25 protein-coding genes and 1 riboswitch are annotated in these 23225 nt (G+C 40.8%); of the genes, 17 read left to right on the top strand and 8 right to left on the bottom strand.

Annotated features, from left to right (window positions below; translation table 11 throughout):
• Window positions 1-442: 442 nt before the first annotated feature.
• From KFZ58_RS17940 to KFZ58_RS17890, 11 genes are all read left to right on the top strand, one after another.
• Complete coding sequence (locus KFZ58_RS17940) at window positions 443-766, top strand: PadR family transcriptional regulator (protein WP_235792645.1); 324 nt, start codon at window positions 443-445, stop codon at window positions 764-766.
• 1 nt (window position 767) lies between these two features.
• Window positions 768-1442 carry a DUF1129 family protein gene (locus tag KFZ58_RS17935; protein ID WP_235792644.1) on the top strand — a complete coding sequence of 225 codons (675 nt, stop codon included), beginning with the start codon at window positions 768-770 and terminating at the stop codon, window positions 1440-1442.
• A 223-nt stretch (window positions 1443-1665) separates the two neighbouring features.
• On the top strand, window positions 1666-2301 hold the full coding sequence (locus tag KFZ58_RS17930) for a TolB family protein (RefSeq protein ID WP_235792643.1): 636 nt from the start codon (window positions 1666-1668) through the stop codon (window positions 2299-2301).
• A gap of 14 nt (window positions 2302-2315) precedes the next feature.
• Window positions 2316-2585, top strand: a complete 270-nt coding sequence (locus tag KFZ58_RS17925) for a YesK family protein (RefSeq protein ID WP_235792642.1) — start codon at window positions 2316-2318, stop codon at window positions 2583-2585.
• Between the two features lie 47 nt (window positions 2586-2632).
• On the top strand, window positions 2633-3385 hold the full coding sequence (locus KFZ58_RS17920) for an AAA family ATPase (protein ID WP_235792641.1): 753 nt from the start codon (window positions 2633-2635) through the stop codon (window positions 3383-3385).
• 258 nt (window positions 3386-3643) lie between these two features.
• A complete protein-coding gene (locus KFZ58_RS17915) occupies window positions 3644-4582 on the top strand; it encodes a ring-cleaving dioxygenase (protein ID WP_235792640.1) in 939 nt (312 codons plus the stop codon).
• Between the two features lie 12 nt (window positions 4583-4594).
• Entirely contained in the window at window positions 4595-5203 is a 609-nt protein-coding gene (locus KFZ58_RS17910) for a flavin reductase family protein (protein WP_235792639.1), read from the top strand.
• Between the two features lie 18 nt (window positions 5204-5221).
• Window positions 5222-6205, top strand: a complete 984-nt coding sequence (locus tag KFZ58_RS17905) for a ring-cleaving dioxygenase (protein WP_235792638.1) — start codon at window positions 5222-5224, stop codon at window positions 6203-6205.
• Between the two features lie 96 nt (window positions 6206-6301).
• Complete coding sequence (spxA, locus tag KFZ58_RS17900; RefSeq protein WP_235792637.1) at window positions 6302-6712, top strand: transcriptional regulator SpxA; 411 nt, start codon at window positions 6302-6304, stop codon at window positions 6710-6712.
• Between the two features lie 210 nt (window positions 6713-6922).
• On the top strand, window positions 6923-7396 hold the full coding sequence (locus KFZ58_RS17895; RefSeq protein ID WP_235792636.1) for a hypothetical protein: 474 nt from the start codon (window positions 6923-6925) through the stop codon (window positions 7394-7396).
• A gap of 79 nt (window positions 7397-7475) precedes the next feature.
• Window positions 7476-8024 carry an NADPH-dependent FMN reductase gene (locus tag KFZ58_RS17890; RefSeq protein ID WP_235792635.1) on the top strand — a complete coding sequence of 183 codons (549 nt, stop codon included), beginning with the start codon at window positions 7476-7478 and terminating at the stop codon, window positions 8022-8024.
• Window positions 8025-8120: 96 nt separating this feature from the next.
• On the opposite strand, the gene KFZ58_RS17885 is transcribed toward KFZ58_RS17890, so the two are convergent.
• Entirely contained in the window at window positions 8121-9416 is a 1296-nt protein-coding gene (locus tag KFZ58_RS17885) for a WD40/YVTN/BNR-like repeat-containing protein (RefSeq protein WP_235792634.1), read from the bottom strand.
• Window positions 9417-9561: 145 nt separating this feature from the next.
• Here KFZ58_RS17885 and KFZ58_RS17880 point away from each other — a divergent pair, with 145 nt between their 5' ends.
• Genes KFZ58_RS17880 through KFZ58_RS17870 form a run of 3 tightly spaced genes read left to right on the top strand, consistent with a single transcriptional unit; the run spans window position 9562 to window position 12144 of the window.
• Window positions 9562-10779: an MFS transporter gene (locus KFZ58_RS17880; protein WP_235792633.1), complete on the top strand. Its 1218-nt coding sequence runs from the start codon at window positions 9562-9564 to the stop codon at window positions 10777-10779.
• A gap of 2 nt (window positions 10780-10781) precedes the next feature.
• Window positions 10782-11696 carry a DUF4349 domain-containing protein gene (locus KFZ58_RS17875; RefSeq protein ID WP_235792632.1) on the top strand — a complete coding sequence of 305 codons (915 nt, stop codon included), beginning with the start codon at window positions 10782-10784 and terminating at the stop codon, window positions 11694-11696.
• Between the two features lie 25 nt (window positions 11697-11721).
• Complete coding sequence (locus tag KFZ58_RS17870) at window positions 11722-12144, top strand: DUF1801 domain-containing protein (protein ID WP_235792631.1); 423 nt, start codon at window positions 11722-11724, stop codon at window positions 12142-12144.
• A gap of 186 nt (window positions 12145-12330) precedes the next feature.
• On the opposite strand, the gene KFZ58_RS17865 is transcribed toward KFZ58_RS17870, so the two are convergent.
• Entirely contained in the window at window positions 12331-12900 is a 570-nt protein-coding gene (locus tag KFZ58_RS17865; protein ID WP_235792630.1) for a TetR/AcrR family transcriptional regulator, read from the bottom strand.
• Between the two features lie 524 nt (window positions 12901-13424).
• Between KFZ58_RS17865 and KFZ58_RS17860 the strand changes: the two genes are divergently transcribed.
• The gene (locus KFZ58_RS17860; protein WP_235792629.1) at window positions 13425-14282 is read left to right on the top strand and encodes an SDR family oxidoreductase; all 858 of its coding nucleotides are present in this window, start codon (window positions 13425-13427) and stop codon (window positions 14280-14282) included.
• A 266-nt stretch (window positions 14283-14548) separates the two neighbouring features.
• A complete protein-coding gene (locus KFZ58_RS17855; RefSeq protein WP_235792628.1) occupies window positions 14549-14731 on the top strand; it encodes a hypothetical protein in 183 nt (60 codons plus the stop codon).
• 49 nt (window positions 14732-14780) lie between these two features.
• Here KFZ58_RS17855 and KFZ58_RS17850 read toward each other — a convergent pair whose 3' ends face one another.
• The 3 genes from KFZ58_RS17850 to KFZ58_RS17840 all read right to left on the bottom strand — a co-directional run bounded on the left by KFZ58_RS17850 (window position 14781) and on the right by KFZ58_RS17840 (window position 19417).
• A complete protein-coding gene (locus KFZ58_RS17850; protein ID WP_235792627.1) occupies window positions 14781-15896 on the bottom strand; it encodes an N-acetylmuramoyl-L-alanine amidase family protein in 1116 nt (371 codons plus the stop codon).
• 425 nt (window positions 15897-16321) lie between these two features.
• Window positions 16322-17791 (bottom strand): alanine/glycine:cation symporter family protein, encoded by a 1470-nt coding sequence (locus tag KFZ58_RS17845; RefSeq protein ID WP_235792626.1) that lies wholly within the window; start codon window positions 17789-17791, stop codon window positions 16322-16324.
• Between the two features lie 15 nt (window positions 17792-17806).
• Window positions 17807-19417 carry an amidohydrolase gene (locus tag KFZ58_RS17840; RefSeq protein WP_235792625.1) on the bottom strand — a complete coding sequence of 537 codons (1611 nt, stop codon included), beginning with the start codon at window positions 19415-19417 and terminating at the stop codon, window positions 17807-17809.
• A gap of 211 nt (window positions 19418-19628) precedes the next feature.
• A riboswitch (Lysine riboswitch) is annotated at window positions 19629-19800 on the bottom strand.
• Between the two features lie 173 nt (window positions 19801-19973).
• On the opposite strand from KFZ58_RS17840, the gene KFZ58_RS17830 reads away from it, so the two are divergent.
• Complete coding sequence (locus tag KFZ58_RS17830) at window positions 19974-20153, top strand: hypothetical protein (RefSeq protein ID WP_235792623.1); 180 nt, start codon at window positions 19974-19976, stop codon at window positions 20151-20153.
• A gap of 393 nt (window positions 20154-20546) precedes the next feature.
• Here KFZ58_RS17830 and KFZ58_RS17825 read toward each other — a convergent pair whose 3' ends face one another.
• From KFZ58_RS17825 to KFZ58_RS19245, 3 genes are all read right to left on the bottom strand, one after another.
• Window positions 20547-21794 carry an ABC transporter permease gene (locus KFZ58_RS17825; RefSeq protein ID WP_235792622.1) on the bottom strand — a complete coding sequence of 416 codons (1248 nt, stop codon included), beginning with the start codon at window positions 21792-21794 and terminating at the stop codon, window positions 20547-20549.
• A complete protein-coding gene (locus tag KFZ58_RS17820) occupies window positions 21787-22719 on the bottom strand; it encodes an ABC transporter ATP-binding protein (protein WP_235792621.1) in 933 nt (310 codons plus the stop codon). Before KFZ58_RS17820 ends, KFZ58_RS17825 begins: the two co-directional genes overlap by 8 nt.
• Window positions 22720-23059: 340 nt before the next feature.
• A complete protein-coding gene (locus KFZ58_RS19245) occupies window positions 23060-23191 on the bottom strand; it encodes a hypothetical protein (RefSeq protein ID WP_255694958.1) in 132 nt (43 codons plus the stop codon).
• Window positions 23192-23225 lie beyond the last annotated feature (34 nt).

Below are 23225 nucleotides of genomic sequence, written 5' to 3'. Positions count from 1 at the left end.
CAAAACGGGAGAAACAACATCGAAACCGGGAGGGAGCCGCACCAAATCGGGAGAGAACACCCCGAAACCGGGAGAGCGCGGCACTAAACCGGGAAAGAACTTGGCTGAAACGGGAGGCCGCTCTACCATATGCCCCTTGCTCTAACAGCTAGTATTAAGACTTTATTTTCCAAAATTTAACACTTGGATCTCGTGGCATCACTCACTTCGCTTTGTAGTGCTCTCGTATTCAGTTTCTCATTTTGCTAATTCAGGAGAGAACACCGAGAAACGGAAAGCCATCAACAGAATCAGGGAACTTAAATCTAGACAGCAAAAAACCGCTAACATGTATTGCAAGTTAGTTAACTTTCTGCTAAACTATATTGTATTACAAGATACATATAGAGGTAACGTAAATTTTTTTATGCAGCTATATTGCTATACAAGGTAGGTGGAGTATTTGTCGATAAGAAGTCAATTATTAAAAGGAGTATTGGAGGGGTGCATCCTCCAGGTAATCGCACGTCAGGCTGTATATGGGTATGAATTATCTGTAAAGCTTCAGGATTACGGGCTTTCCGTTAGTGAGGGTTCCATTTACCCCATCCTGCTTCGGCTGCAAAAAGAAAAGCTGATTAGAGGAGAAATGAAAAAGTCAGCGACCGGCCCAAATCGGAAATATTATTATCTGACGGAGGCGGGGTTTGAGGCGTTAGCTGATTTTAAAACGAACTGGGAAGGGCTCAAGGCACCGGTAGACCGTTTATTAAATAAGGAGGGCTAACATGGATGCAAAAGAATTGATTCAAATTAATAATGAAAAACGAAAACAGCTAACCAAAGAAAACAAGGAGTATTATGAGGATATGCTGGTCTATGTGCGCCTCTCCTATGACAAATCCGATCAGGAAACGGAAGAAATTCTAACAGAGTTACTGGATCATTTAGTGGAGGCGCAAGCAGAGGGGAAAACAGCGGAGGAAGTATTTGGACAGGAGCCGAAGAAATATGCGGATGAAATAATTGGAGAACTTCCTAAAATGGTGACGAAGGAACGCATGCAGCATTTTACAATGGGTGTGATGTATTTCCTAGCTAGTATTGCCTTTTTATCCGGAATTGCTACGTTGTTTAGTCATTATGTGCTTGGTATAGAGCCATTAACAGAAACCTATTATTTGGGGTCCTTAGCTTTTAAAACCTTGCTAAATATCGCTGTAGCATTTGTACTTCTATATTTTGTTATCAAATATATTCGCTGGTCTTGCTTTAAAAAGATAAATAAAGTAGCGGAATTCCTTTTGTCTAGTCTCATTGGTATTATTGCGATGGGTGTATTTATGCTAGTTATCTATGTCACACCTGAATTTGGTCCGACTATGCAGATTCCCTTCTATGTGGCCTTATTGCTTGGAGTTATATTGTTTTTGGTAGCACGAAGGGTGAGAAAGGCTATATAGTAAATCGGGAGAGAGGCGGGGATAAACGGGAGAGGATGTGTTGAAATCGGGAGAGACCGGGCTGAAACGGGAGAAAGAACATCGAAGCCGAGAGAACACCTCTAAATCGGGAGAGAATAATATAAAACCGGGAGCGGCCTCTTGGAACCTCGGGGCTGGACCTTCTGCTTCATAAGGAAGCAAGATAACCTCCCCGAATCTTACAAATGGAGAAGTAACGGAAATGACGAATGGGGAAGGTTTAGTGACCGAAGCTGCTTTTTCACCGGACGGCGAGTCTTTATTTTATCTTGAAGCCGGGATACATACAAATTATTCTCCAATTGCATCAGAGCGGCCGCATGACTTTGATATTTACCGCGTCGATCTGGGCGCTATGGAGATCGAGCAGATCACTCATAAAGATGCATACGATATGTCCGCCCTGGACGTGACCCCTGATGGAGAAGCGTTGATGTATCGAAGTTATGACGGGAGTGACCAGTTATTGTTTCAGACCCTAGAAGATGGAAGCGAAACAGCTGTTACGCCTATAGGAGATTTCGCTTCTGAGGCACCAATGATTTCTTCACCAGCATTGTCATCGGACGGAGAGCATGTCGTTTTCTCCGATGTGGCTACAACCAATGAAAGTGGCACCTTTATTTACGAAGGGTTTCGAATGGATCTGGAGACGAAGCAGGCAGAACAAATCACTTCTTTTGGTGAACATGTCACCAGCCCGGTCTTTTTTAACCATCAAGACAAACTGATCGTCACAGTGGATAAAGGATTTGCTACATCCGTTCCCGACTATGACTATTGGGTGATAAGTGCGGATGGCGATGAGCGAGAACGTATTCAGATTAATTTCCCCTAAATGGAGGTTTCTGTATGGATGGATTACTTATGGAAGATTGGCTTCCTATTATTCTCACGTGTATTCTTGTTGCTGTGATGATAGTTACTTTAGCCTTTTTCATGAATAAAGCTGTATTATATACAATTACTACCATTGTTAGTTTGTTATGTATTATTCTCATTGTCTACGGCATCGTTGGTCTGGGAGGTTGGGAAGGAATGGGGGTAGGAATATTTTCTGTGTCTGCTTTCCTGGGATTAACTGTTGGTGTGCTGATTTGTCCTTTTATAAATAGTAAATAAGCAGCACGGGGAGGTTCTTCTACAAATAAAGGAGGGGGTAGCTAAAAGTGAAACTAAACCAAGATGATCAATACGTTAAAAGTCTTAACCTCAAATATGAAAAAATAGATACCTATGATACGTTTCCATTTCACCTGCCGATTATAAAGTTCTTTGAAGAAATCGTTTTTCATCCCAATGTAACCTTTATTGTAGGGGAGAACGGGATGGGGAAATCTACCTTGTTAGAGGGAATAGCAATCGCATTAGGATTTAATCCAGAAGGTGGCACTAAAAATTTCAATTTCTCCAATTATGATTCCCACTCCGATTTGGATCAATATCTGCGGTTGGCTAAAGGAGCTTATAAGCCGAAAGACAGCTTTTTCCTCAGGGCTGAAACGTTTTACAATGTTGCCACACATATTGAGGAATTGGATAAAGAGCCTGGGGGACCTCCTGTTATAAATTCCTTCGGCGGAGAGTCCCTGCACAAACAATCTCATGGCGAATCCTTTTTTGCTGCCTTTAACAATCGATTCCAGGGGAAAGGGTTATATATCCTGGATGAACCAGAGTCGGCCTTGTCTCCATTAAGACAATTATCCATGCTTAGGAGAATACATGAACTTGTTCATCAAGAATCTCAGTTTATCATCTCTACTCATTCACCTATCATTATGGCTTATCCAGATGCAAAAGTTCTCCAGCTCACGGAGGAGGGAATGAAGGAAACAAAATTGGAAAATGCAGATCATTATACGGTGATGAAGCAGTTTTTTGAGGATAAGGGAAGGATGTTTCACTATCTGTTTCGGTAAAGAAAGTATTATTGTAGTTATGCGAGGTGAATGGGCTAGATTCTTTAGGTGAAGATGATTGATTTTAATCGTCTTCGCTTTTTTTGTTTGGGGGAAAGAGATGCAGCGTTGAATCGGGAGAGAAAGCAAAAGAATCATCCTTGTGCTTCCTTCTAACTAAAGTGTTGACATTTATACATTTTCCTTATAAAATTATACTTAATTAAATATAATGTAATTAAAAATATATAAATTAACAGTAAAAAAGGGAGGATTTAAATGAAAAAGACAGCGGGTATTCATCATATCACTGCAATTGTTGGCCATCCCCAGGAAAATGTTGATTTTTACGCCAGTGTTTTAGGATTACGGATGGTGAAGAAAACCATCAATTTTGACGATCCGGGAACGTATCATTTGTACTTTGGTAATGAGGGCGGAAAACCGGGTACCATTATTACCTTTTTTCCGTGGGCCGGGGCACGTCATGGGAGAATTGGTGGCGGCCAAGTCGGGGTTACCACATACGTGATTCCAGTTGGTTCTATAATTTTTTGGGAAGAGAGATTAGCAAAGCATAACATCGAATTTGATAAATCCAAACGTTTTGGAGAAACCTATTTAGCGTTTGAAGATCCACATGGCTTACAATTAGAACTCGTGGAAAGGGAAGAAGGCGAGTCTAATCCTTGGACAATGGGTGACGTAACGAAAGGTACAGCCATTAAAGGTTTTGGCGGAGCGGTTTTATTTTCAACCAATCCGGTAAAGACGCAGGAAACACTACAGGACGTTATGGGTCTGGAAAAAGTCAGTGAAGAAGAAGACCTGATTCGTTTCAAGTCTTTTGGTGATATCGGGAATATTATTGATGTGAAACAAACGAAAGTCCCGCGCGGCAAAATGGGAGTAGGAACGGTGCATCATATTGCGTGGCGGGCCAAAGATGATGAAGATCAATTGGATTATCAAAACGATGTAGGCAGCAAGGGCTACGGCGTTACGGAAGTGAAAGATAGAAATTATTTTAATGCCATTTACTTTAGAGAACATGGTGAAATACTTTTCGAAATCGCCACAGACCCGCCGGGATTTGCTCATGATGAGTCTTATGAAACAATGGGGAAAGCATTGAAACTGCCATCCCAATACGAACAATTCCGCGGGCAATTAAATGAAAAATTAATCCCAATACAAGTAAGAGATCTGGATGAATAAGGGGGAGACCATATGCTTTCTTTGGATCCTATAAATAATACGGAACGGGAAAACTATAAACTGCTAATCGGCAGTGTTGTTCCTAGGCCTATCGCATTTGTGACAAGTGTTGCAGAAGATGGAACAGTAAACGGTGCCCCATTTAGCTATTTCAATATTATTTCGCCCGATCCACCTATGCTATCCGTATCAACCCAACGGAGAAATGGAGGTATGAAAGATACAGCGCGAAATATTTTGAAATATAAAGAGTTTGTAGTTCATATTGTAGATGAACAAAATGTAGAAAAAATCAATATTGCAGCAGCATCCTTACCGCCAAACGTAAGTGAGATTGAAAAAGCGGGCTTAACACTCACAGAAAGTGAAAAGGTTTCTGTTCCAGGTATTAAAGAAGCTAAAGTTCGATTTGAATGTAAATTAGAGCATTGCATTGAGCTTGGTGAAAATGATTCGATTAAGACAGATCTTCTGATCGGAAAGGTAGCTCAATTTCACATGGATGAAAAGATATATGAGAATGGAAGGATTAGCCATCAAACACTTGGTGCAGTGAGCCGGTTAGCTGGATCTAATTATGCGAAAATTGGTGACGTATTTTCCATAGAGAGACCAAAATAGAAATTTGGAGGTATCATAATGAACGAATTAAAAGGAATGCATCACGTAACCGCAATTACAAGTAGCGCAGAAAAGATATATGAATTTTTCACATATGTACTAGGCATGCGTTTAGTTAAAAAAACAGTGAATCAAGACGATATTCAGACATATCATTTATATTTCACCGATGATGAAGGCAACCCTGGAACAGACATGACGTTCTTTGATTTTCCCGGTATCCCAAAAGGTGTTCATGGTACGAATGAGATTTTCAAAACATCTTTCCGTGTGCCAAGTGACGATGCATTGGATTATTGGGTGAAACGTTTTGATCGTTTAGAAGTAAAACATACGGGAATCAAAGAGCAATTTGGGAAAAGGACTCTTTCATTTGTCGACTTTGATGATCAGCAGTATCAATTAATCTCTGATGAAAACAACGAGGGTGTCGCTGCTGGAACACCATGGCAAAAGGGACCCATCCCTTTAGAATATGCTATTACAGGACTCGGGCCAATTTTTGTACGTGTTAATAACATTGATTACTTTAAGGAAATCATGGAAAAAGTTCTATTATTTACGGAAATTGATAAAGAAGGTTCTTATCATCTATTTGAAGTGGATGAGGGCGGAAATGGCGCACAAGTTATTGTGGAATATAATGCTGTACTTCCTCAAGCGCGCCAAGGATACGGAACTGTTCACCATACAGCATTCCGTGTAGAGGACCGGGCTGGACTGGATGAATGGATGAAGCGGATGCAGTCCTTCCGTTTACCGAATTCCGGCTATGTGGAACGTTACTACTTTGGATCTCTATATACCAACGTTGCACCGCAAATATTATTTGAAATTGCAACAGATGGTCCTGGATTCATGGGCGATGAACCGTATGAAACACTTGGAGAAATATTGGCATTACCACCGTTTTTGGAACCAAAACGGGAACAAATTGAAAATGCTGTGCGTTACATTGATACAGTACGGAGCAACAAAGTATTTGAAAAGGAATATGAGTAACGGGACGGGCGACGGGAACACTGTCCCACTTTCATATGGTGAAGGGACAATGAACCTGACCCTGTTTAAAAGAAAGGAACTGAGGTGAATTAGTGCATGGTAACTCTTTATACAACACCAAGCTGTACATCTTGCAGAAAGGCTAAAGCATGGTTTCAAGAAAATGAAATACCGTATAAAGAACGTAATATGTTTTCTGAAACGATGTCGATAGAAGAAATAAAGGAAATATTAAGCTTAACTGAAAATGGAACAGAAGAAATTATATCAACACGTTCAAAAGTTTTTCAAGAATTAGAGGGTGATTTCAATCAGTTGCCATTGAAAGAACTATATCCTATGATCCAAAAAAATCCAGGATTATTAAAAAGACCAATTATTGTTGACGGAAGAAGATTGCAAGTAGGTTATAATGAAGAAGGGATTCGCAGCTTTTTACCCAGATCCATTCGAACACGTCATTTACATGATGCTCAAAGAATGATGAATGAATCGGCATTGGGTTAATTCCTGAATTTTGTAGTTAAATTGAAGTAAAAACAGCCTTGAACCCATATGATTACTGGTTCTTGGCTGTTTTTGTTTATCAAAAAGTTGTAGTTAATCTGTCAACAGGGGCAAAATTTATAGATTTTATAACAAATGATTTTTATCATACATTGAATAACAATGATGAAATACCACATCCTAGGATAAAAGCTTCGGAGGTTATTTTATATGGCAACTTTTTTTAGGATAGCAAATGCAGTAGTTTTGTGGGCTATTGTGTTATCATTTCTTCCCAAATACTCATTCAAAAAATATTTACCAGTTACCATATTTTGTTCTTGTATTTTGTTGATACAGTCATTTCTAAACCCTATTTTCAAATGGTGGGATGTTAAAGGAGGCGTTAAATACAGGGTATTTGATGATTTAGCCTTTATATTTGGGCCATTTTTTACAATTAATTTGTGGGTGTTTCACTTTACATATGGAAAATTGCCCCTATATGCATTAAGTAACTTCATTCTGGATCTGGTTTATGCCTATCCCCTGCATTCACTTTTCCAAAAAATAGGGCATTATAAATCTAAAAAGATAACCTCTAAAGTCCTCTTTATTAAAACGTATTCACTGGCCTTTTTAAACTATGGTTTTCAGAAATTCATCGGAACAACAAATTCTTCTACCCCTAAATCCAAAAGTTAGGGTTCCATAATATTTAAGAATAAAATGGTGAAAATAAGAAATGTGAGAAAAAAACTGAACTAAAAAAGGATGATGCAATATGACGAAAATTGGTATTGTAGTTGGTAGTTTACGGAAAGAATCTTTTGCTAAAAAAATTGCGATAAATGTAGCTTCACTATTTCCTGAAGGTTACGAAACAGCGTTTGTCGATATCGGTAATCTCCCATTATATAATGAAGAGTATGATGGTAATTCCCCAGAGGAATATACTACATTCCGCAACACGATTAAAGGGTGTGACGCTATTTTATTTGTAACACCTGAATATAACCGTTCTGTACCAGGTGTATTAAAAAATGCCTTGGATGTAGGTTCAAGACCTTATGGCGAAAGTATGTGGGAAGGCAAACCAGCAGGTATTATTAGCCATTCGATAAGTAATTTGAGTGGATTTGGAGCAAACCACCATTTACGTCAATCCCTCACATTCTTGAATATGCCTGTGGTTCAACAACCTGAGGTCTACCTTGCCAATTCAGCAGATTTAGTGGATGAACATGGTAAAATCAACAATGAAGGAACAGTTCAATTCCTGCAAACGTTTGTGGATGCTTTTGTTGGATTGATTAAAAAATATCAAGTATAAGAAATAAAGATGCCGGCAGTAAAATAGAAGAAATTCTGTTTTACCGCAGGCCTTTTTTTATTTTAAATCAAAGTGGCACCAAACAACACGAACAACCTATTCCTCAATCACATCATCCGGATCAACCAGATTTGCAAAGGACCATGTTGCCCCGTCATCAACGGAGACAAATCTTGCTTTTACATTGCCGCCTTGATAATCGCCATTTGGCCCCTGACTAATGAGCAGGGTACCTTGGGAACCGTCAAACGTTGGGACTTCAGCAATGGTGAAAATTCCGTGATATTCAGCAGGGATGGGCACCTCAACCCTGTTCCAATTTTCTCCTCCATCTTCCGTGCGATACAAGGATGGAAGCGGGGGTTGATCATTACGCCGTTCGGCACCAAAAGACAGGAATCCAAGACTGTCATTGATAAAGCCTCCACTTGTTAGCATCCGACTTGTATCCGCTGAGCCTGTTTGCTCCCAGTTTTTCCCACCATCATTGGTTTTAAAAACAAGATGACCTTCCGCACTCATCGTCCTGCCTCCAGTCACGATCAAATACCCATCTTGTTCAGAAGTAAAGCCGATCAAACGCATGCGCGCCGCTGGAAACGGAGTGGAAATATCTACTTCATCCCAGGTTTCTCCCATATCATTGGACTGGAGAACATGCAAATTACTCTCTCTTCCCCCACCAATGACAAAAGCAGTTTTATCCGGGGAAATGACATAACTCCCGTCTATCAGGCTATGCTTGGGACCATTGTAGTCTCCTTTGAAAAATTCTTCTAATCGGGCGGGTACCTCCTGCCAGTTGTCGCCGCCGTCGTATGTTATTTCAACGTTACCATCTGCAATTCGGTGACGATGCTTTTCATCAGGTACGTCGATCCCGGCCTCTTTTTGATAGGTGTCTTCCAGCGGAGCCAATCCAGCAGTTGCGTTTGAAGTTTCGTCAATTCGTTTGAGGGTATATTCATTGTCCCCTGTTTTCTCGATTCGCAATGTCCACTCAATATCTTCAATGGTCCCGTCTTCCTGTACGTCTCCCCAGCTACGGTGTGTGGACCAATTTTTACTATCTAAAATTGCCCAAAACGTTACACCAACCGCAAATTCACTTTCATCTCCTGCGAGTAGTTGGAACTCATTGTAACGAACATCTGCAAGCCGCTGCCATGAACTAACATTTTCTCCTTTATAAGCCTGCATATAATCAAACCAGAAACGATACGCAATGTCCTCCGGTTCGCTATCTTCATCTTTAACCGTAGTTGTCATTGGCAGGCGCTCATTGAGATCTTCTTCATAGAAATTAAGATAATAGATAATCACAGCCGCGGCGATTAAAAGTACGAATAGGATAATGCCGATTACTATTTTAAACTTTTTATGTTTTTTCATGTAAGTCATGCTCCTTCTCTATTATTTTATCACAATAATCAACCCCAAAAATAATTCCTCCATTATGAAGGAATTTCAAGCCTTTGCATGGAATAAGTATATAACAACAAAACCCAGGCTCATAAGGAGAAAGGAAAGGCAGCTTATGAAATCCAAATTGGCTAATTGGAAGGAACCTATCTTTCTATTAACTTCTGTCGGCATTGCTGGGATAGGTGACTTTATCTACTTGGTTGCCATTAATATTTTGGTGTTTCAGATGACTGGTTCTGCAGCAGCGGTGGCTGGTTTGTGGATTATCGGTCCGGCTGTCAATATCCTGACCAAATTTTGGACGGGAAGTTTCATCGATTATCGAAGCAAAAGGAAAATCATGATTGTAACCTACCTGGCAAGAGCGATTTTCATATTTTTAATTCCTTTTGCCCCTAACATAGGATTCGTTTACCTGATCTTGATTTTTTTGAGTATTGCCAAGGCGTTTTTTACTCCTTCATCCACGACCTACATCACACAGTTAATTCCAAGACATATGCGGAAGCGATATAATTCAGTCCAGTCATTCACAACATCCGGAGCTTTTATTATCGGGCCGGCTATCGGTGGGACGCTCATACTGATGAGCTCTGTCACGACAACACTTTTGATCAATGGTGTATCATTCATACTTGCTGCTTTCCTATTATATATTTTACCGGAAAAAGATACATATGATAAAAATGCTATTCCAAAACTAACGATTTCTCAGATAGTGACGGACGTTAAAGTTGTTCTGACTTTTATAAAGAAGCATAAGTATGTTGCGCTCCTCTATGTGGCATTTTTGGCCACGGCCATCTTCACATTTGCGATGGATGCTCAGGAAGTGGTTTTCGCGCAGCAGGTGGTTGGTTTGACTGAGGTAGATTATAGTTTGCTAATCAGTATCACAGGTATTGGTTCTATTGCGGGTGCACTTTTGATCTCGGTGTTTTCACAAAAATTTTCGCTGCGTTATATGATCGCTATTGGAATTCTAATGCAAACTGTTGGCTATATTTTATATGCATTTTCATGGTCGTTTCTATCCATTGCATTTGGGTTTACGATTCTAGGATTCTTTAACGTGTTTTTAAATGCGGGGATCATGACCTTTTACCAAAATAATGTGCCTACAGCGTTGATGGGACGGGTGACAAGTATATTCCAATTGCTGCAAAGCCTTTTTCAAATCATATTTGTTTTAGGAGTTGGTGTGATCTCAGATATCATACCACTGCGTATCACGATTATAACGTTGTCATTTGAGATGTTGATGCTAGCAGTTGTGATGGTTGTTTTTATATTTTTGCCGGGAAAAAGAGTGTATTTTCGGGAGGGTTAAAAATGAGAAAAGTCCTGTTTATTATGATTTTGGTGAGTATAAGTGTTTTCATAGTGGCCTGCAGCGATGATACGGAAGATAGTGAATCAACGAATGATGTTACAATGGAGACAGAGGAATTTTCAGCAGATGAAAGCAGTAATTCGATGACTAACACGGACGATGCGGAGCGTGCGCCGCAGGAGGGCGAGGAATCTCAAGGGGAAACTATCTCACAAGCAGAAGATGTAGATCGAAAAGTAATTTACACGGCCAATCTGCGTGTTGAGGTAAGCGATTATCAACAAACTGTAAATGATATTCAGACCCAAGTTTCAGATCGTGGAGGATATATTGTGAATTCCTCCATGCAAGAGGGTACAGATGAAGAATCAACGAGTGGGCAAGTAACCGCACGAATCCCTCAAGACCAGTTTCAAGCATTTATTCAGGTCGTAGAGGAAGGTAGCAGCAAGGTCCTGGAAAGTTCGGTTTCCGGGCAGGACGTGACAGAGGAGTATGTTGATTTGGAGGCGCGCCTGGAATCGCAACAAGTCGTGGAAGAGCGGCTACTAGCGTTTATGGAAGAAGCAGAAGCAACAGAGAACCTGTTAGCTATTTCAAATGATTTGGCAAACGTCCAGGGAGAGATTGAAGAAATCACAGGTCGGATGAATTATTTGGAAAATAGAACGGATCTTGCAACTGTTACAATCAATATTGAAGAAAATAATGTCTCGATATCCGGTGACGATTTAAACACCTGGGAGCAGATGAAAGATCAATTTATGAAAAGCATTAACGTAATTATGTCCGTCTTTTCGGGGATTTTTGTTTTTGTGGTTGGAAGCTTACCTGTGCTTATCGTATTTGGAATCATTGGTCTGGCTGGGTTTCTGATTTACAGAAAAATAGCGAAGGGCAAGCAGGGAGATTGATTTTTAGGAAATGAGAGGGATAGCGATGTATGAACTAAAAACGAAAGAAAACGATCTCAGTGTTATGGCATTTATTGAAACAGTTGAGCGTCCTAAAAAACGTGAAGATGCGTATCGATTAGTAGATATTTTTACAGAGGCGACAGGCTATAAAGCTAAAATGTGGGGGCCGAGCATCATTGGATTTGGTTCCTATCATTATAAATATGCATCTGGCCACGAAGGCGATGCACCATTGGTCGGCTTTTCACCACGAAAGGCAAAAATCAGCCTGTACTTTGCAACAGGGGACGAGCAACGAGAAGAATTATTAAAAGACTTTGGTAAACATACGACAGGTAAGGCATGTGTGTATATCAATAAGGTAGCAGATATTGATGTGGATGTGTTAAAGGCGTTGATACAGCAATCGGTTGCGTTTTTGCGGGAAATGTATCCGGGTGAGTAGCTTGTAAATGGCTGGTGTCGCGTGACAATAGGAATGTTCCTCAATTGAACCATTTTGCGGAAGATCGTCCTTAAGATATTAAATAGTTATGGTAAAATAAATGGAGATTGTGAAAAAGCACTCTTAAGAGTCTGTTATAAAAAACAGGCTCTTTTATACTTAGATAAATTTAGTAATAAACCTATATTATTTTACATCTTCTTTATCCATATTTTTAATGAAAGGCATTAATTGCTTAATGTAATCTTCTGGTTTTTCCGTTTGATTTTGCATCCAATGCATCGCGGCTCCATACAGCGCCCAGCTTAGCATCACTGCGAATGCCTTTACTTCAGTTTTGTTTTGATTAGGCCATTGGATCCCGGCCCACTCTGAGAAAAAGTCTTGAAGTTCCATTTTAAATATCGCTTCTATCTGGGGTGTAAATGCCTCATAACTTCGCGAACATTGATTACTAAGTGATGTGTGGGCCTGAATAATGGATAAAAAGATTGATTTCATGCTTTCTTCGTGAATGACCCCATGTGTACTTACTTCTTGAATCACTTCCCTCATCATACTTTCACTTAACACTTTTTCCAGTAGATCGTATTTGTCATAGAAATGATTATAAAAAGTTGCACGATTTACCGTTGCTACAGATGTTATATCTTTAATGGATATGTCATTAAAGTCTTTTTTCATTGCTAACTCGATAAATCCATCCATTATAAGCTTACGTGTACGGATAGTTCGTGGATCCAGTTGTTTTGCCATTTAATTTCCTCCTATTTTTTAGACGTTTTTATCAATCTGTCGTTTAAGCGATAGAAGTGCAATATTGTCTATTGCTTCAAATTTTCCAGCTTGTTATATTAATTATACAACAAGTGTTGGATAATCGATAGGTGTTGAAGTAAAGAACTTGAAAATAAGGCGGGTACACTTCTACTTGCCATTAGTGGTATAGGAGGAGTTCTTACACATATTCGAGTAAAGGATGCCTTTAAGGATACAGCTATGATTCTATTCCTGGCAATTCTATCGTTTGTTGTATTTTTTCTTTATCTATCGTAAACGGCAAAGATGCTAAGTAAAGAGAAGTTTATTCTAGGAGGCATGTAGGGGGGTTAATGAGAAATGCTTGCAGTTAGCAGCCCAGATCAGCTAATGGAAAAGATTTTTATCAATAGGCGTGCTAGTTTTGGGGTGATTTAACATGGGGATAACCTATTTCTAAGATGGCGAAGGCTATAGAACTTTAGAAAAATGAAACATAATAACAAATTGGAGGTAAATAAATGATGAAAATTGGTGTAAGTGGTGCAAGCGGACAATTGGGTGGAGCGGTAGTTAACTATTTATTGGAGCGGTCCAATGAGCATCGTATTGTAGCCATTTCGCGCTCTCCAGAGAAAATAAAACGTGAAGGTGTAGAAGCTAGATTCGGGGATTATAATCAACCGTCATCACTTTCTAAAGGCTACAGTGGCTTGGACAGGCTGTTGTTGATACCTTCCACCGACATGGAGATCGGTCGTCGTGCACAGCAGAATATTACAGCTATTGACAAAGCCGTAGCTGCTGGTGTGTCTCACATTGTCCTTATGTCATCTGCTGGGGCGCGAAATGTGGAGAAAACGAACATCGCAGCTGAATACTTTGCCGGCGAACAACATTTGATGAAAAGAGCTAACCAATGGAGTATACTACGCATGAGTTACTATGCAGAGTCTATTATAGACGAAGCAAAGATGTCCCTAGCACAAGGTGCACTTACTGGTATCACTGAAAACAAAGTAAGTTTTGTTTCTCGTGACGATCTAGCTGCAGCAGCCGCCGGTCTACTTGTCGGTGAAGGTCATGATGGCGCAATTTATACGGGAACTGGACCAGAAAGCCTAACTGGTGCCGAGAGAGCAGAGGAAATAGCTAAAGCAAGTGGTAAATCATTGAAGTACGTAACACTGCCTGCCGAGACACTCGGGGAGCAGCTTCAGCAGGCAGAACTTCCAGAAGGGGTCGTTTCTGCTGTTGTGAGTATCCAACAGAACTTTTCAAATGGTGACTTCGATATCGTTACGGGAGATATCGAGAAATTGTCTGGTCGTCCAGCACAAAACTTTGAATCGATCCTGTCTACCATCACATTCGAGTAATTTACTCTTGTGATATAAATGTATGGATAACTCAGGAAAGCTGTCACATCATTGTTGGCAAGACATAACTTATTAGTCTATGACATTTCAATAACTTTACGCCCTTTTTTGAACGAGTTGCTGAGTAGACTGCATTTCCACTCGAAGCAATGCGGATTTGTTTCAATCAAATGGAGCATCTTTATTGTCGCTGATATCTGGAAAGCGAATTATGGTAGTAGATCATGTTATACTGACGTTATATGCCTTAAAGGGAGGTAAATTACGTGAACACCAAAGATGAAGTAATTAAAATGATTAAAGACCTACCGGATAATGTGACCATGGAAGAAATCATGCATGAATTATATGTTCGGATTAATATGGAAAGAGGTGCTCAGGATTTAAGCAAAGGGAAAGCAGCCTCTCCCAAAACACCAAAGATGAGATCCGGGAAATGGCTGCATTAGAAAAGGGAAATCTGCCCCTCAGCAAAGTGAGGGCGGATTTCCCTTCCAATTATTCATTAAAATAATTCTTCAATCCATTCGTAATAGCTTGTGCTACGTTGTTTTGATAATCTGCTGTTTGTACTGTTGCAAGATCACTCTGATTTGTAATAAATCCTAGCTCCGTTATGACGGATGGAGCATTATTATTGCGTAGCACACGGTAATCCCCCTGTAAGACTCCTCTATCTTGCAAATTTACTTTTGAGGCGAGGGAAGCTTGAATTTCCTCTGCTAAATGACGGTCCGTTCCATTGGAATGAAAGTAAGTGGTTACTCCATTTACCGATAGAATCGGGAAAGCGTCATAATGCAAACTAATGAACGCATCTGCATTGTTTCCGTGGCTAATCTGCGTCCGCTCATCAAGCGGAATAAAATAATCACCCGTTCTCGTTACAGTTACATTTGCACCGGCATCAAGCAAATGAGTCTCCACTTTGTCGGTTGTGGATATAGCCAAGTCTTTTTCATATATACCATTAAGCCCGATAGCACCAGGATCTTTTCCGCCATGACCTGGGTCAAGGACAATCGTATATCCTTCCAGTGATCCGGAAGAATTTTCATTTTCGGCAGCAGTGTCATTTGATTCACTGCTAGTTGGCGCCGCCACCGTCTCCTCGGATGAAGTCGTTGAATCCGTTAACCATGCAGCAATCCATCCTGTAGATCCATTGGCTAAAGAAACTTTATGCCAATCCCCAGCTGTGTCTAGGGTATTGTATGTATCTCCATATGCTGCTCTTCCAATGATCGTATGGTTCGTGCTCGGACCTGTACGAATATGAACATTATTTGCCGTGACTGTAATTTTCTCGGATGCGTTTTCTGAAGCTACTGTATCTACTGAAGAGACTATTGGGAATAAATGGTGTTTCGCGACCCAGGCCTCCTCACCCGCGTAATAGGTTTGCACCCAGCCATGTTGCTCCTGAAAAGCAACAATGGTGTCGCCTTTACTTAACATGCCAATGATTTCTGCGCCTGCAGCTGGTGCGTTTCGAACGTTCACCGTATTACTTACCTCATACGTATCTCCATTTTCTGCCTGACTTGTTGGGATAAATAGAAATAAAAATAGCAAGAAAGCCATTCCAACTGTAAAATACCGAATAAACTTCATGTGAACCTCCTTTGTATGATATGAAAATGAATACTATTAAACTAATAATATTACTTAATTATATCCTAATCAAGAAGAAGGCAAACCATATTTTGACAAAAATAATTCGGATGGACTAGAAGCGATAGGTAGAATAGCACTTTTTGACGTTTTGTGGCAGGGATATTGGTGGGGGATGTGGGATAGGTAATAGAGGGAAGGTTATGTTAATTTCTAATCGCGGGACAAACCGCTCTGTGCGCGGAACGAAAGACCTCGACCGCGAAATGAGTCGCTCTGTTCGCTGGACAAACGAATGTGAGCACTGGACGAAGCGCTCTAACCGCGGACAAAGGTCCGCAACCGCTGGACAAATCACCCTGACGCGGAACAAACGAAAAAAAGCAACAGCCCAGAATCGTCCACCAGGCCGTTACTCCCATCATTCACATCAATTTCCTTTCCGCATCCTGCTTCTCTTTATCCTCATAAAACAACACAAAATCAGGATCCACCTGCCCAACTCCAAGATACCTCGCTTTATAATCATTGAGCAGCTCAAAGAATTTTTTACTCAAAATCAAAATCACGACCACGTTGATAAATGTCGGTATCGCAGAGGTGATATCCGCGAAATACCAGACGGTTTGCCCCGGGATTCCAAAGCTGGCGGCATAAACGACCATCAGCATGCCGGGTATAGGATAAAACCATTTGAAAAAGGTGAGCAGTCCATTTTTTAATTTTTCCCTTCTATTTTTAAGCAAATGCCGAAGCAGGATCTCATAATAGAGAAACCAGCCGCTGAGGGTGGTTAAACCAAATAAGAAAATGCACAGGGTGATAATGATTCTTCCTGTCTCACCGATTCCAACTTCAAATGCGGATAGCGTCAAATCAGCGCCGGACAAGCCGGAAGACCATACGTCAGTGATAATGATTGTAAATGAAGTAATCGTACATACAATAATCGTGTCTACAAACACTTCAAATGCGCCCCAGACTCCTTGTTTTACTGGATGATCAACTTTCGCTGTGGAATGGACCATCGCGGAGGTTCCCCAACCAGCTTCATTACTGTACACCGACCTGGCCATCCCCATTTGAATCACTTGCGCAACCGCGGCTCCCGTAAAACCACCAACGGCAGCGGTGCCTCCAAAGGCGCTCGTGAATATGAGGGAAAAAACCTCACCGATCTGGCCGAAGTTGCTGATAATGATGTACAATCCGCAAAGAATATAAAATACAACCATAAACGGAACCAGTTTGGATGCTACTTTGCCAATATGTTTGATGCCACCGTAAATAATAAAATAAAGAACGGTAATAAACAGAATGGAAGCAGGGATCATACCAATATCAAAGGTAGAACTGATCGCCTCAGATATGGTGTAGTTTTGCATGGTGATAAAGAATGTTGAAAAGATACCCATGCCGAAAATAAATGCAGGAATCATCCAGAATTTAAAATTTCGCTCTTCACCAAGTCCTTTTTCCATATAATACGTAGGGCCGCCGTATGGATCGCCGTTTTCATCTGTGTTCCGGTAGTAAACAGATAAGGTTACTTCTACCGTCTTTATAATCATGCCGAGCAATGCGCACAGCCACATCCAGAATACCGCACCAGGTCCACCAACAGCAATTGCCGTTGCGACACCACCAATGTTTGCCACACCAACAGATCCTCCTATTGCGGTACTTACTGCTTCAAACGATGATAAGATTCCCTTCCCTGAACCGGCTTCCTTCTTTTTAAACAGACTTCCAAATGTCTTTTTCAAAATATGCGGCAAGTAGATGAACTGAAAAAATTTACTTCTAAATGTAAAGAATAATCCCACAAAAACAATGGTGAGGATCAGCGGCAATCCCCATAAAAAGGCAGATACATTTTCTAATAAAGCTTCCATAAATAGTACTCCTTTCTAGGACGTTGTATTTTTCTGGTATTTGACGTCTCCGCCGATGATTGTCATTTCAATGTCTGTATTTAACAATTCATCCGCGTCTGCAAACGTGAACGGATCTTTGGAATACACGGTCATATCCGCTAATTTCCCTCTTGAAATCGTTCCTTTTACGGTTTCTTCATTGGTTGGATATGCGCCCATTTCCGTGAATAGGCGGAAGGCTTCATGCATTGTTAATTTTTCTTTTGGATTCCAGCCATCATGGTTTTCTCCAGGTGCTTTCCTTGTTACTGCGGCATGAATGCCAAGCAATGGATCAACAGGCTCTACAGGCGCATCTGAACCACCCGCGCAAATAACACCAGCAGATTGCAGTGTTTTCCATGCATAAGCTAGTTCGATTCGTTTTTTGCCAAGTCGATCCTTTACCCATGGAAAGTCCGCGGCCAGAAAACGTGGCTGGATATCGGCAATCCGACTAGGTCGCGCCAGTCGCTTTATTAGGTCTTCTCGCAATACTTGTGTATGAATAAGTCTGTCACGGTAGCTAGCGGCCGGAAACTGATCCAAAATATCCAATACATTTTCGAGCGCTTGATCGCCGATTGTATGCACAGCAACAGGCATGGACAGCTCACGGGATCGTTTAACAATATCGAAAATTGCCTCCTGGCTATACATTGCTTCTCCATAGTTTTCCGGGTCATCCTCGTAAGATTCTGATAAAAGAGCAGTCCTTCTTCCAAATGCGCCATCAGCAAATAATTTTACCGCGCCGATTTGCAACGTATGATTTCCGTATCCCACGTACATGCCCATATCTCTTAAATCATCGAGAAAATCATGATTGATTAATAGATTTGCGCGTAGTCCGAGCTCTTCCTGATTCAGTAATTCATCATACATTCGATACGTTTGCTCGAGTCCGCCTAAATAGAGAGGGTCGTTTGAGTGTACACTTGTTAATCCCTTTTCCAGTGCAAATTGAATTGCCTGTCTCATCGCACCTTTTAGCTCCTCATAGGATTTTGCGGGGATATGCTGTTTGAACAGCTCTGAGGCCGATTCAAGTACGAGCCCAGTTGGTTTTTTCGTGTTTTCATCTAAAACAATCGCCCCACCCTCAGGGAGGCTCATATCCGGATGATAGTTAATCACCTCTAAAGCCTTCGTATTAACTACAGATGCATGTCCGCAGATTCTGGATAAAAATAACGGATTATGCGGCGCGGCCTGGTTCAGCTCATGAATGGCAGGTATGGGCGACCCATCGCTAAAAAGATTTTCATCCCAGCCGCTTCCTACAAGCCATTCTCCGGGCTTTAGCTTCGTTGTCCTCGTCACGATTTGATCCAGCATTTCCTGTTTGGAAGCCATACCTGTCAGATCTAAATTCAAAAATTTACTAGCAATTTGTGAAAGGTGAAGATGGCTGTCAATCAAACCAGGTGTAACGGCTTTGCCTTCCAGATTGATGACTTCGCTACCATTTTCCTTCCAATGGAGCAACATGTCTTCCGTTGTCCCCATATCGATAAACCGACCATTATCAACCACTACTGCTTGAACGTTCGCTTTAATAGAATCAAATGTATAAAAATTTCCATTGGTGTAGATTTTTTTCATGATGGCTCTCTCCTCCGTTATCGGCTGAATAGATAAATTGTAGAAATGTATGAAGCAGTGCTGAGAAGCTGGTGGTGAAACTGTTTGGGTGTTCACGGAGAGAGCTTGAGTGGTGATTGCTATTTTAATAGGTACAAACCCTTTTAAAATACAAAAAAACAACGATAGAAAATAACCTATCCTTGTTTGACAATAGACGTTATCCTCCATCTCGATCAGCAGTTCTCCATGCACGACGCATGACAGTATGTCCCTTCTTTAAAGACATCCCAGCAATAATAAGGTTGACATTTATTATGCTTCGGCGAATAATCCTTTCATCAATCATCATCGATGTCATACTCCAATTGACTACTTTTACCATCCGCGCCTCTACCTCATCGATCTGATAAGGTATGTTATGAAATTACATAATATACTAACAGATTATCGAGAGCTGATCAAGGGGATTTTAGATTGATGGACTTGTATCATAATACAAGCGTGTCAAATACATAATCAGATATTTCGTTGCTGAATAGTTTAATAAAAGGGAACAACATTTGGGGGTGTCATAATGTCGTCCACGCAAAGAACTGGAGCAAACAATCCTAAAGATACAACGGCAGGAGAAGCCTTATCCTTGGAGGAACTGAATTTTATCGTTTCCATTTTATTTCTCATCGGTTCAGGCATTTCTGTTTATATAGCTTATAAAAATTTTAGCAATTCAACTTCTGTAGAACCATTGGAATAAGGAGTTAAGGCTGGCTTTTCGCCTTCTTGTTTGTCGCCAAGCCGAACATATCCATAGTCGTATCCGGACCGATACTGAAATTGCAATAGCTACTGCATTCGTTTGTTTGGAAAGTCTCAATAGAAAGGGAAAATAGTAACCATTCTTCATGATTAGGTCTTATTTCTGGAATGCTAATAAAGCTTCTAAGTTAGATCCTATTGAAGCCTTACGATATGAGTGAATGGATTAATTTCTTGTTGGGATAATCACGGGATCACAAAGATAGACCCCCCTTGAGTTAAACAGCCAAGTGGAGGTCTATTCTATATTTGCATTCATCCCCTTGAAGGGTAACGGGTTGTTGCTTACACTCATTATGCCACTTAATAGATCATATTACAGATATAAACACTAAGCTCGGATCCACTTCCAAATCTCACCCGGCGTCGCATTCTTCCCATACATAAGAATACCTGTCTTAAATATTTTTCCTGCCAGTTTCATGAAGACCCAGACACTCACAACTAAAATAGCGATGGCGATAAGGATTTCCATCCAAGGCCATTCTTCCAGCAGCGAGAGGCGGAGCAGTAACACGCCTGGAGAGGTAAATGGAATATAGGTACCGAGTTGTGCTACGAAGCCGCTTGGATCACTTATTACTGGTCCGATAAAAATAGCTGGCAAAAATGGCAGCATCATAACCATGCCCTGGAAGTTCCCTGCTGTTGACACATCTGACATCGTTGCGCCAATTCCAACGAAAATAGAAGCGAACAACAGATAGCCTAGAATAGCGATAGCAATCAACAAGAGAAGTTCTGGTACGAATAGATATTCCAGAATCGGTACATCTATTTGCCATACAAGTACCGGTAAAATAAATACCGTCAAGACGACGACCTGAATAAGCCCTAATACAAAATAGCCGACAATTTTACCCTGCATCAATTCTCCAGGTGTTAAGGATGATAGAATGATTTCAGCAATTTTGTCTTTCTTTTCCTGGGAGGCACTTTGGAATATCGCCATCCCTGTCAAAACAATCGAAAGCATGATCGCCATGGCAAAGGCACCAGGAACGATTCGCTCCATCAGATTATCCGCTGCCATCCCGGTGTCGGTACTTTCTCCGGATTCACTAGCTTCCATGTCACCTGCTGTTGTTTCTTCAAAAACAACACCACTTGAGACGACCGCCATTTCTTCATCGCTCAAACCCAACTCTTCCAATTTCATGGCTTGAATTGGCGCTGCTAATGCTTGCACTTGATTGGTAAAAAATTGATCCATTTCATTACTTGTATAGACTGGTACCACGCCATTTTCCAAGGAACTCTCATCTACAAATACGTAGGCAGTGTTTTCCTCATCCTCCAGCGCAGCATTTACATCAGACTCTTCCACATCGGTTTGCTGCAACTCCCAGTCGAAACCGGATTGTTCTGCGGTTTGTTCCATTTGTTCATACACACCGAGTTGATCATTTACAAAAACGGTTGTGGATGCCGCTTCTTCCTCATCCGATCCACCGAAAATAGATGGCATCATGAAGAAAAACAGAAAGATAGCAGGTGTCAAAAATAATCCGATAAGATAGGATTTGTTTTTCATATTGCGTTTAATTTCCCATTTAGCAACCTTCGTTGTGTTATGCATGTAATTCACCAGCTTCCTCTACTAAATTTCTGTCTGTTGCGATATCGATAAATATTTCATGTAGGGAAATACGATCGATAGCTAATTCCTGAATGACAATGTGATCCGGCAAATTCTTCAACCAAATGGATGGCTGCACATCATTGGATAAATAAAGAACCGACGTTTCCTCACTTTGCTTCACGCGCTGTACTTGTGGTATGCGTTCGAGTTCCCCGAGGTCATTTTTTCCGCGTATGGTACATTTGAAATTCGCATATTGTGTCTTTACATCATCCATCGTTCCATGGATCACTTTTTGACCTTGATGCATCATGAACAACCTGTCAGCCATTTCCTCAACTAGGTTCATTTGATGGGATGAGAGGAGAATTGCTGTACCTTTGCTTGCAAGATTACGAATCTCTTGCTTGAACAATTCCTGGCTGACCGGGTCAAGTCCGGAAAAAGGTTCATCCAAGATCAATAGCTCTGGCTCATGAATAACGGATGCTATAAATTGAACTTTTTGCCCCATCCCTTTGGAAAGTTCTTCTACTGAAACTTTTTCTTTTCCTTCCAGATCAAATTTTTTCAAATAGGCAAGTGCCCGCTCTTTCGCTTTATCAAGCGGATAGTCCTTGAGTTCCGCCAAATAAAGCAGGATATCCATGACTTTTACGTTTTTGTACAGACCGCGCTCCTCCGGCAAATAGCCGATTTTATGACGCGGAATTTCCTGTGCCGCATTGTTTTGAAAAGTAATCGTCCCCTCGTCCGGGTACATGATCCCCATGATATTGCGAATGGTCGTTGATTTCCCGGCACCATTCGGTCCCAGGATTGCCATAATTTCTCCTTTACGTACATCAAAGGAGATTCTTGAGATAACCTGTTTGTCTTTAAAAGATTTTCCTAACTTTTCAACAGATAGCATTGTTTCCATATGTTTTCCCCTTTCTAATTTGATCGTACGATATCGTTTCTTGGCAGTTAAGAAAGTATAACTACTTTCTTACCGCATAAGTGCAAGCTATGAGCTTTTGCCGTAAAGGATTGCACTTCAAAGTATAAGGGATTCTAATAAAGCAAAGAACACTTTCTAATAACCCCTTTAACAAAGCCAACTTTTCTAATTACAAATTCTCCATCGAAGTGTGTGGGTTTGAAATAAAGACTAACTGTTTATATTGCCCCTTTGGATGTAATTTTTCTAAAGGGGTTTCCTATGGTAAAAGTAATATAGATCAGTAGAAATAATCATGCCTCCCATCTGTCTTCAAACACTACTCTTCCATCTCTTGCTCAATGGCTCTCATCACTTCTTCTATATATGTTTCTTCCTCTGGTGTCCAGAAGCTTGGAAAATTGAAATCATCCATCTTACCTGATTCGACTGTGTGTTCAATTTTATTCATGTAATTGAGCAATTCTTCTTCTGGCATGGATTTT

Source organism: Virgibacillus sp. NKC19-16 (genome assembly GCF_021560035.1).
In the GTDB taxonomy this organism is placed as follows: domain Bacteria; phylum Bacillota; class Bacilli; order Bacillales; family Amphibacillaceae; genus Virgibacillus_L; species Virgibacillus_L salidurans.
This window is presented reverse-complemented; position numbering and strand designations above follow the sequence as displayed.

Bases quoted from the DNA above. Each gene is read 5' to 3' on its own strand.
- KFZ58_RS17935 (WP_235792644.1), top strand. From the start codon at position 768: ATGGATGCAAAAGAATTGATTCAAATTAATAATGAAAAACGAAAACAG.
- KFZ58_RS17930 (WP_235792643.1), top strand. From the start codon at position 1,666: ATGACGAATGGGGAAGGTTTAGTGACCGAAGCTGCTTTTTCACCGGAC.
- KFZ58_RS17925 (WP_235792642.1), top strand. From the start codon at position 2,316: ATGGATGGATTACTTATGGAAGATTGGCTTCCTATTATTCTCACGTGT.
- KFZ58_RS17915 (WP_235792640.1), top strand. From the start codon at position 3,644: ATGAAAAAGACAGCGGGTATTCATCATATCACTGCAATTGTTGGCCAT.
- KFZ58_RS17910 (WP_235792639.1), top strand. From the start codon at position 4,595: ATGCTTTCTTTGGATCCTATAAATAATACGGAACGGGAAAACTATAAA.
- KFZ58_RS17905 (WP_235792638.1), top strand. From the start codon at position 5,222: ATGAACGAATTAAAAGGAATGCATCACGTAACCGCAATTACAAGTAGC.
- spxA (WP_235792637.1), top strand. From the start codon at position 6,302: ATGGTAACTCTTTATACAACACCAAGCTGTACATCTTGCAGAAAGGCT.
- KFZ58_RS17895 (WP_235792636.1), top strand. From the start codon at position 6,923: ATGGCAACTTTTTTTAGGATAGCAAATGCAGTAGTTTTGTGGGCTATT.
- KFZ58_RS17890 (WP_235792635.1), top strand. From the start codon at position 7,476: ATGACGAAAATTGGTATTGTAGTTGGTAGTTTACGGAAAGAATCTTTT.
- KFZ58_RS17885 (WP_235792634.1), bottom strand. From the start codon at position 9,416: ATGAAAAAACATAAAAAGTTTAAAATAGTAATCGGCATTATCCTATTC.
- KFZ58_RS17880 (WP_235792633.1), top strand. From the start codon at position 9,562: ATGAAATCCAAATTGGCTAATTGGAAGGAACCTATCTTTCTATTAACT.
- KFZ58_RS17875 (WP_235792632.1), top strand. From the start codon at position 10,782: ATGAGAAAAGTCCTGTTTATTATGATTTTGGTGAGTATAAGTGTTTTC.
- KFZ58_RS17870 (WP_235792631.1), top strand. From the start codon at position 11,722: ATGTATGAACTAAAAACGAAAGAAAACGATCTCAGTGTTATGGCATTT.
- KFZ58_RS17865 (WP_235792630.1), bottom strand. From the start codon at position 12,900: ATGGCAAAACAACTGGATCCACGAACTATCCGTACACGTAAGCTTATA.
- KFZ58_RS17860 (WP_235792629.1), top strand. From the start codon at position 13,425: ATGATGAAAATTGGTGTAAGTGGTGCAAGCGGACAATTGGGTGGAGCG.
- KFZ58_RS17850 (WP_235792627.1), bottom strand. From the start codon at position 15,896: ATGAAGTTTATTCGGTATTTTACAGTTGGAATGGCTTTCTTGCTATTT.
- KFZ58_RS17845 (WP_235792626.1), bottom strand. From the start codon at position 17,791: ATGGAAGCTTTATTAGAAAATGTATCTGCCTTTTTATGGGGATTGCCG.
- KFZ58_RS17840 (WP_235792625.1), bottom strand. From the start codon at position 19,417: ATGAAAAAAATCTACACCAATGGAAATTTTTATACATTTGATTCTATT.
- KFZ58_RS17830 (WP_235792623.1), top strand. From the start codon at position 19,974: ATGTCGTCCACGCAAAGAACTGGAGCAAACAATCCTAAAGATACAACG.
- KFZ58_RS17825 (WP_235792622.1), bottom strand. From the start codon at position 21,794: ATGCATAACACAACGAAGGTTGCTAAATGGGAAATTAAACGCAATATG.
- KFZ58_RS17820 (WP_235792621.1), bottom strand. From the start codon at position 22,719: ATGGAAACAATGCTATCTGTTGAAAAGTTAGGAAAATCTTTTAAAGAC.
- KFZ58_RS19245 (WP_255694958.1), bottom strand. From the start codon at position 23,191: ATGAATAAAATTGAACACACAGTCGAATCAGGTAAGATGGATGATTTC.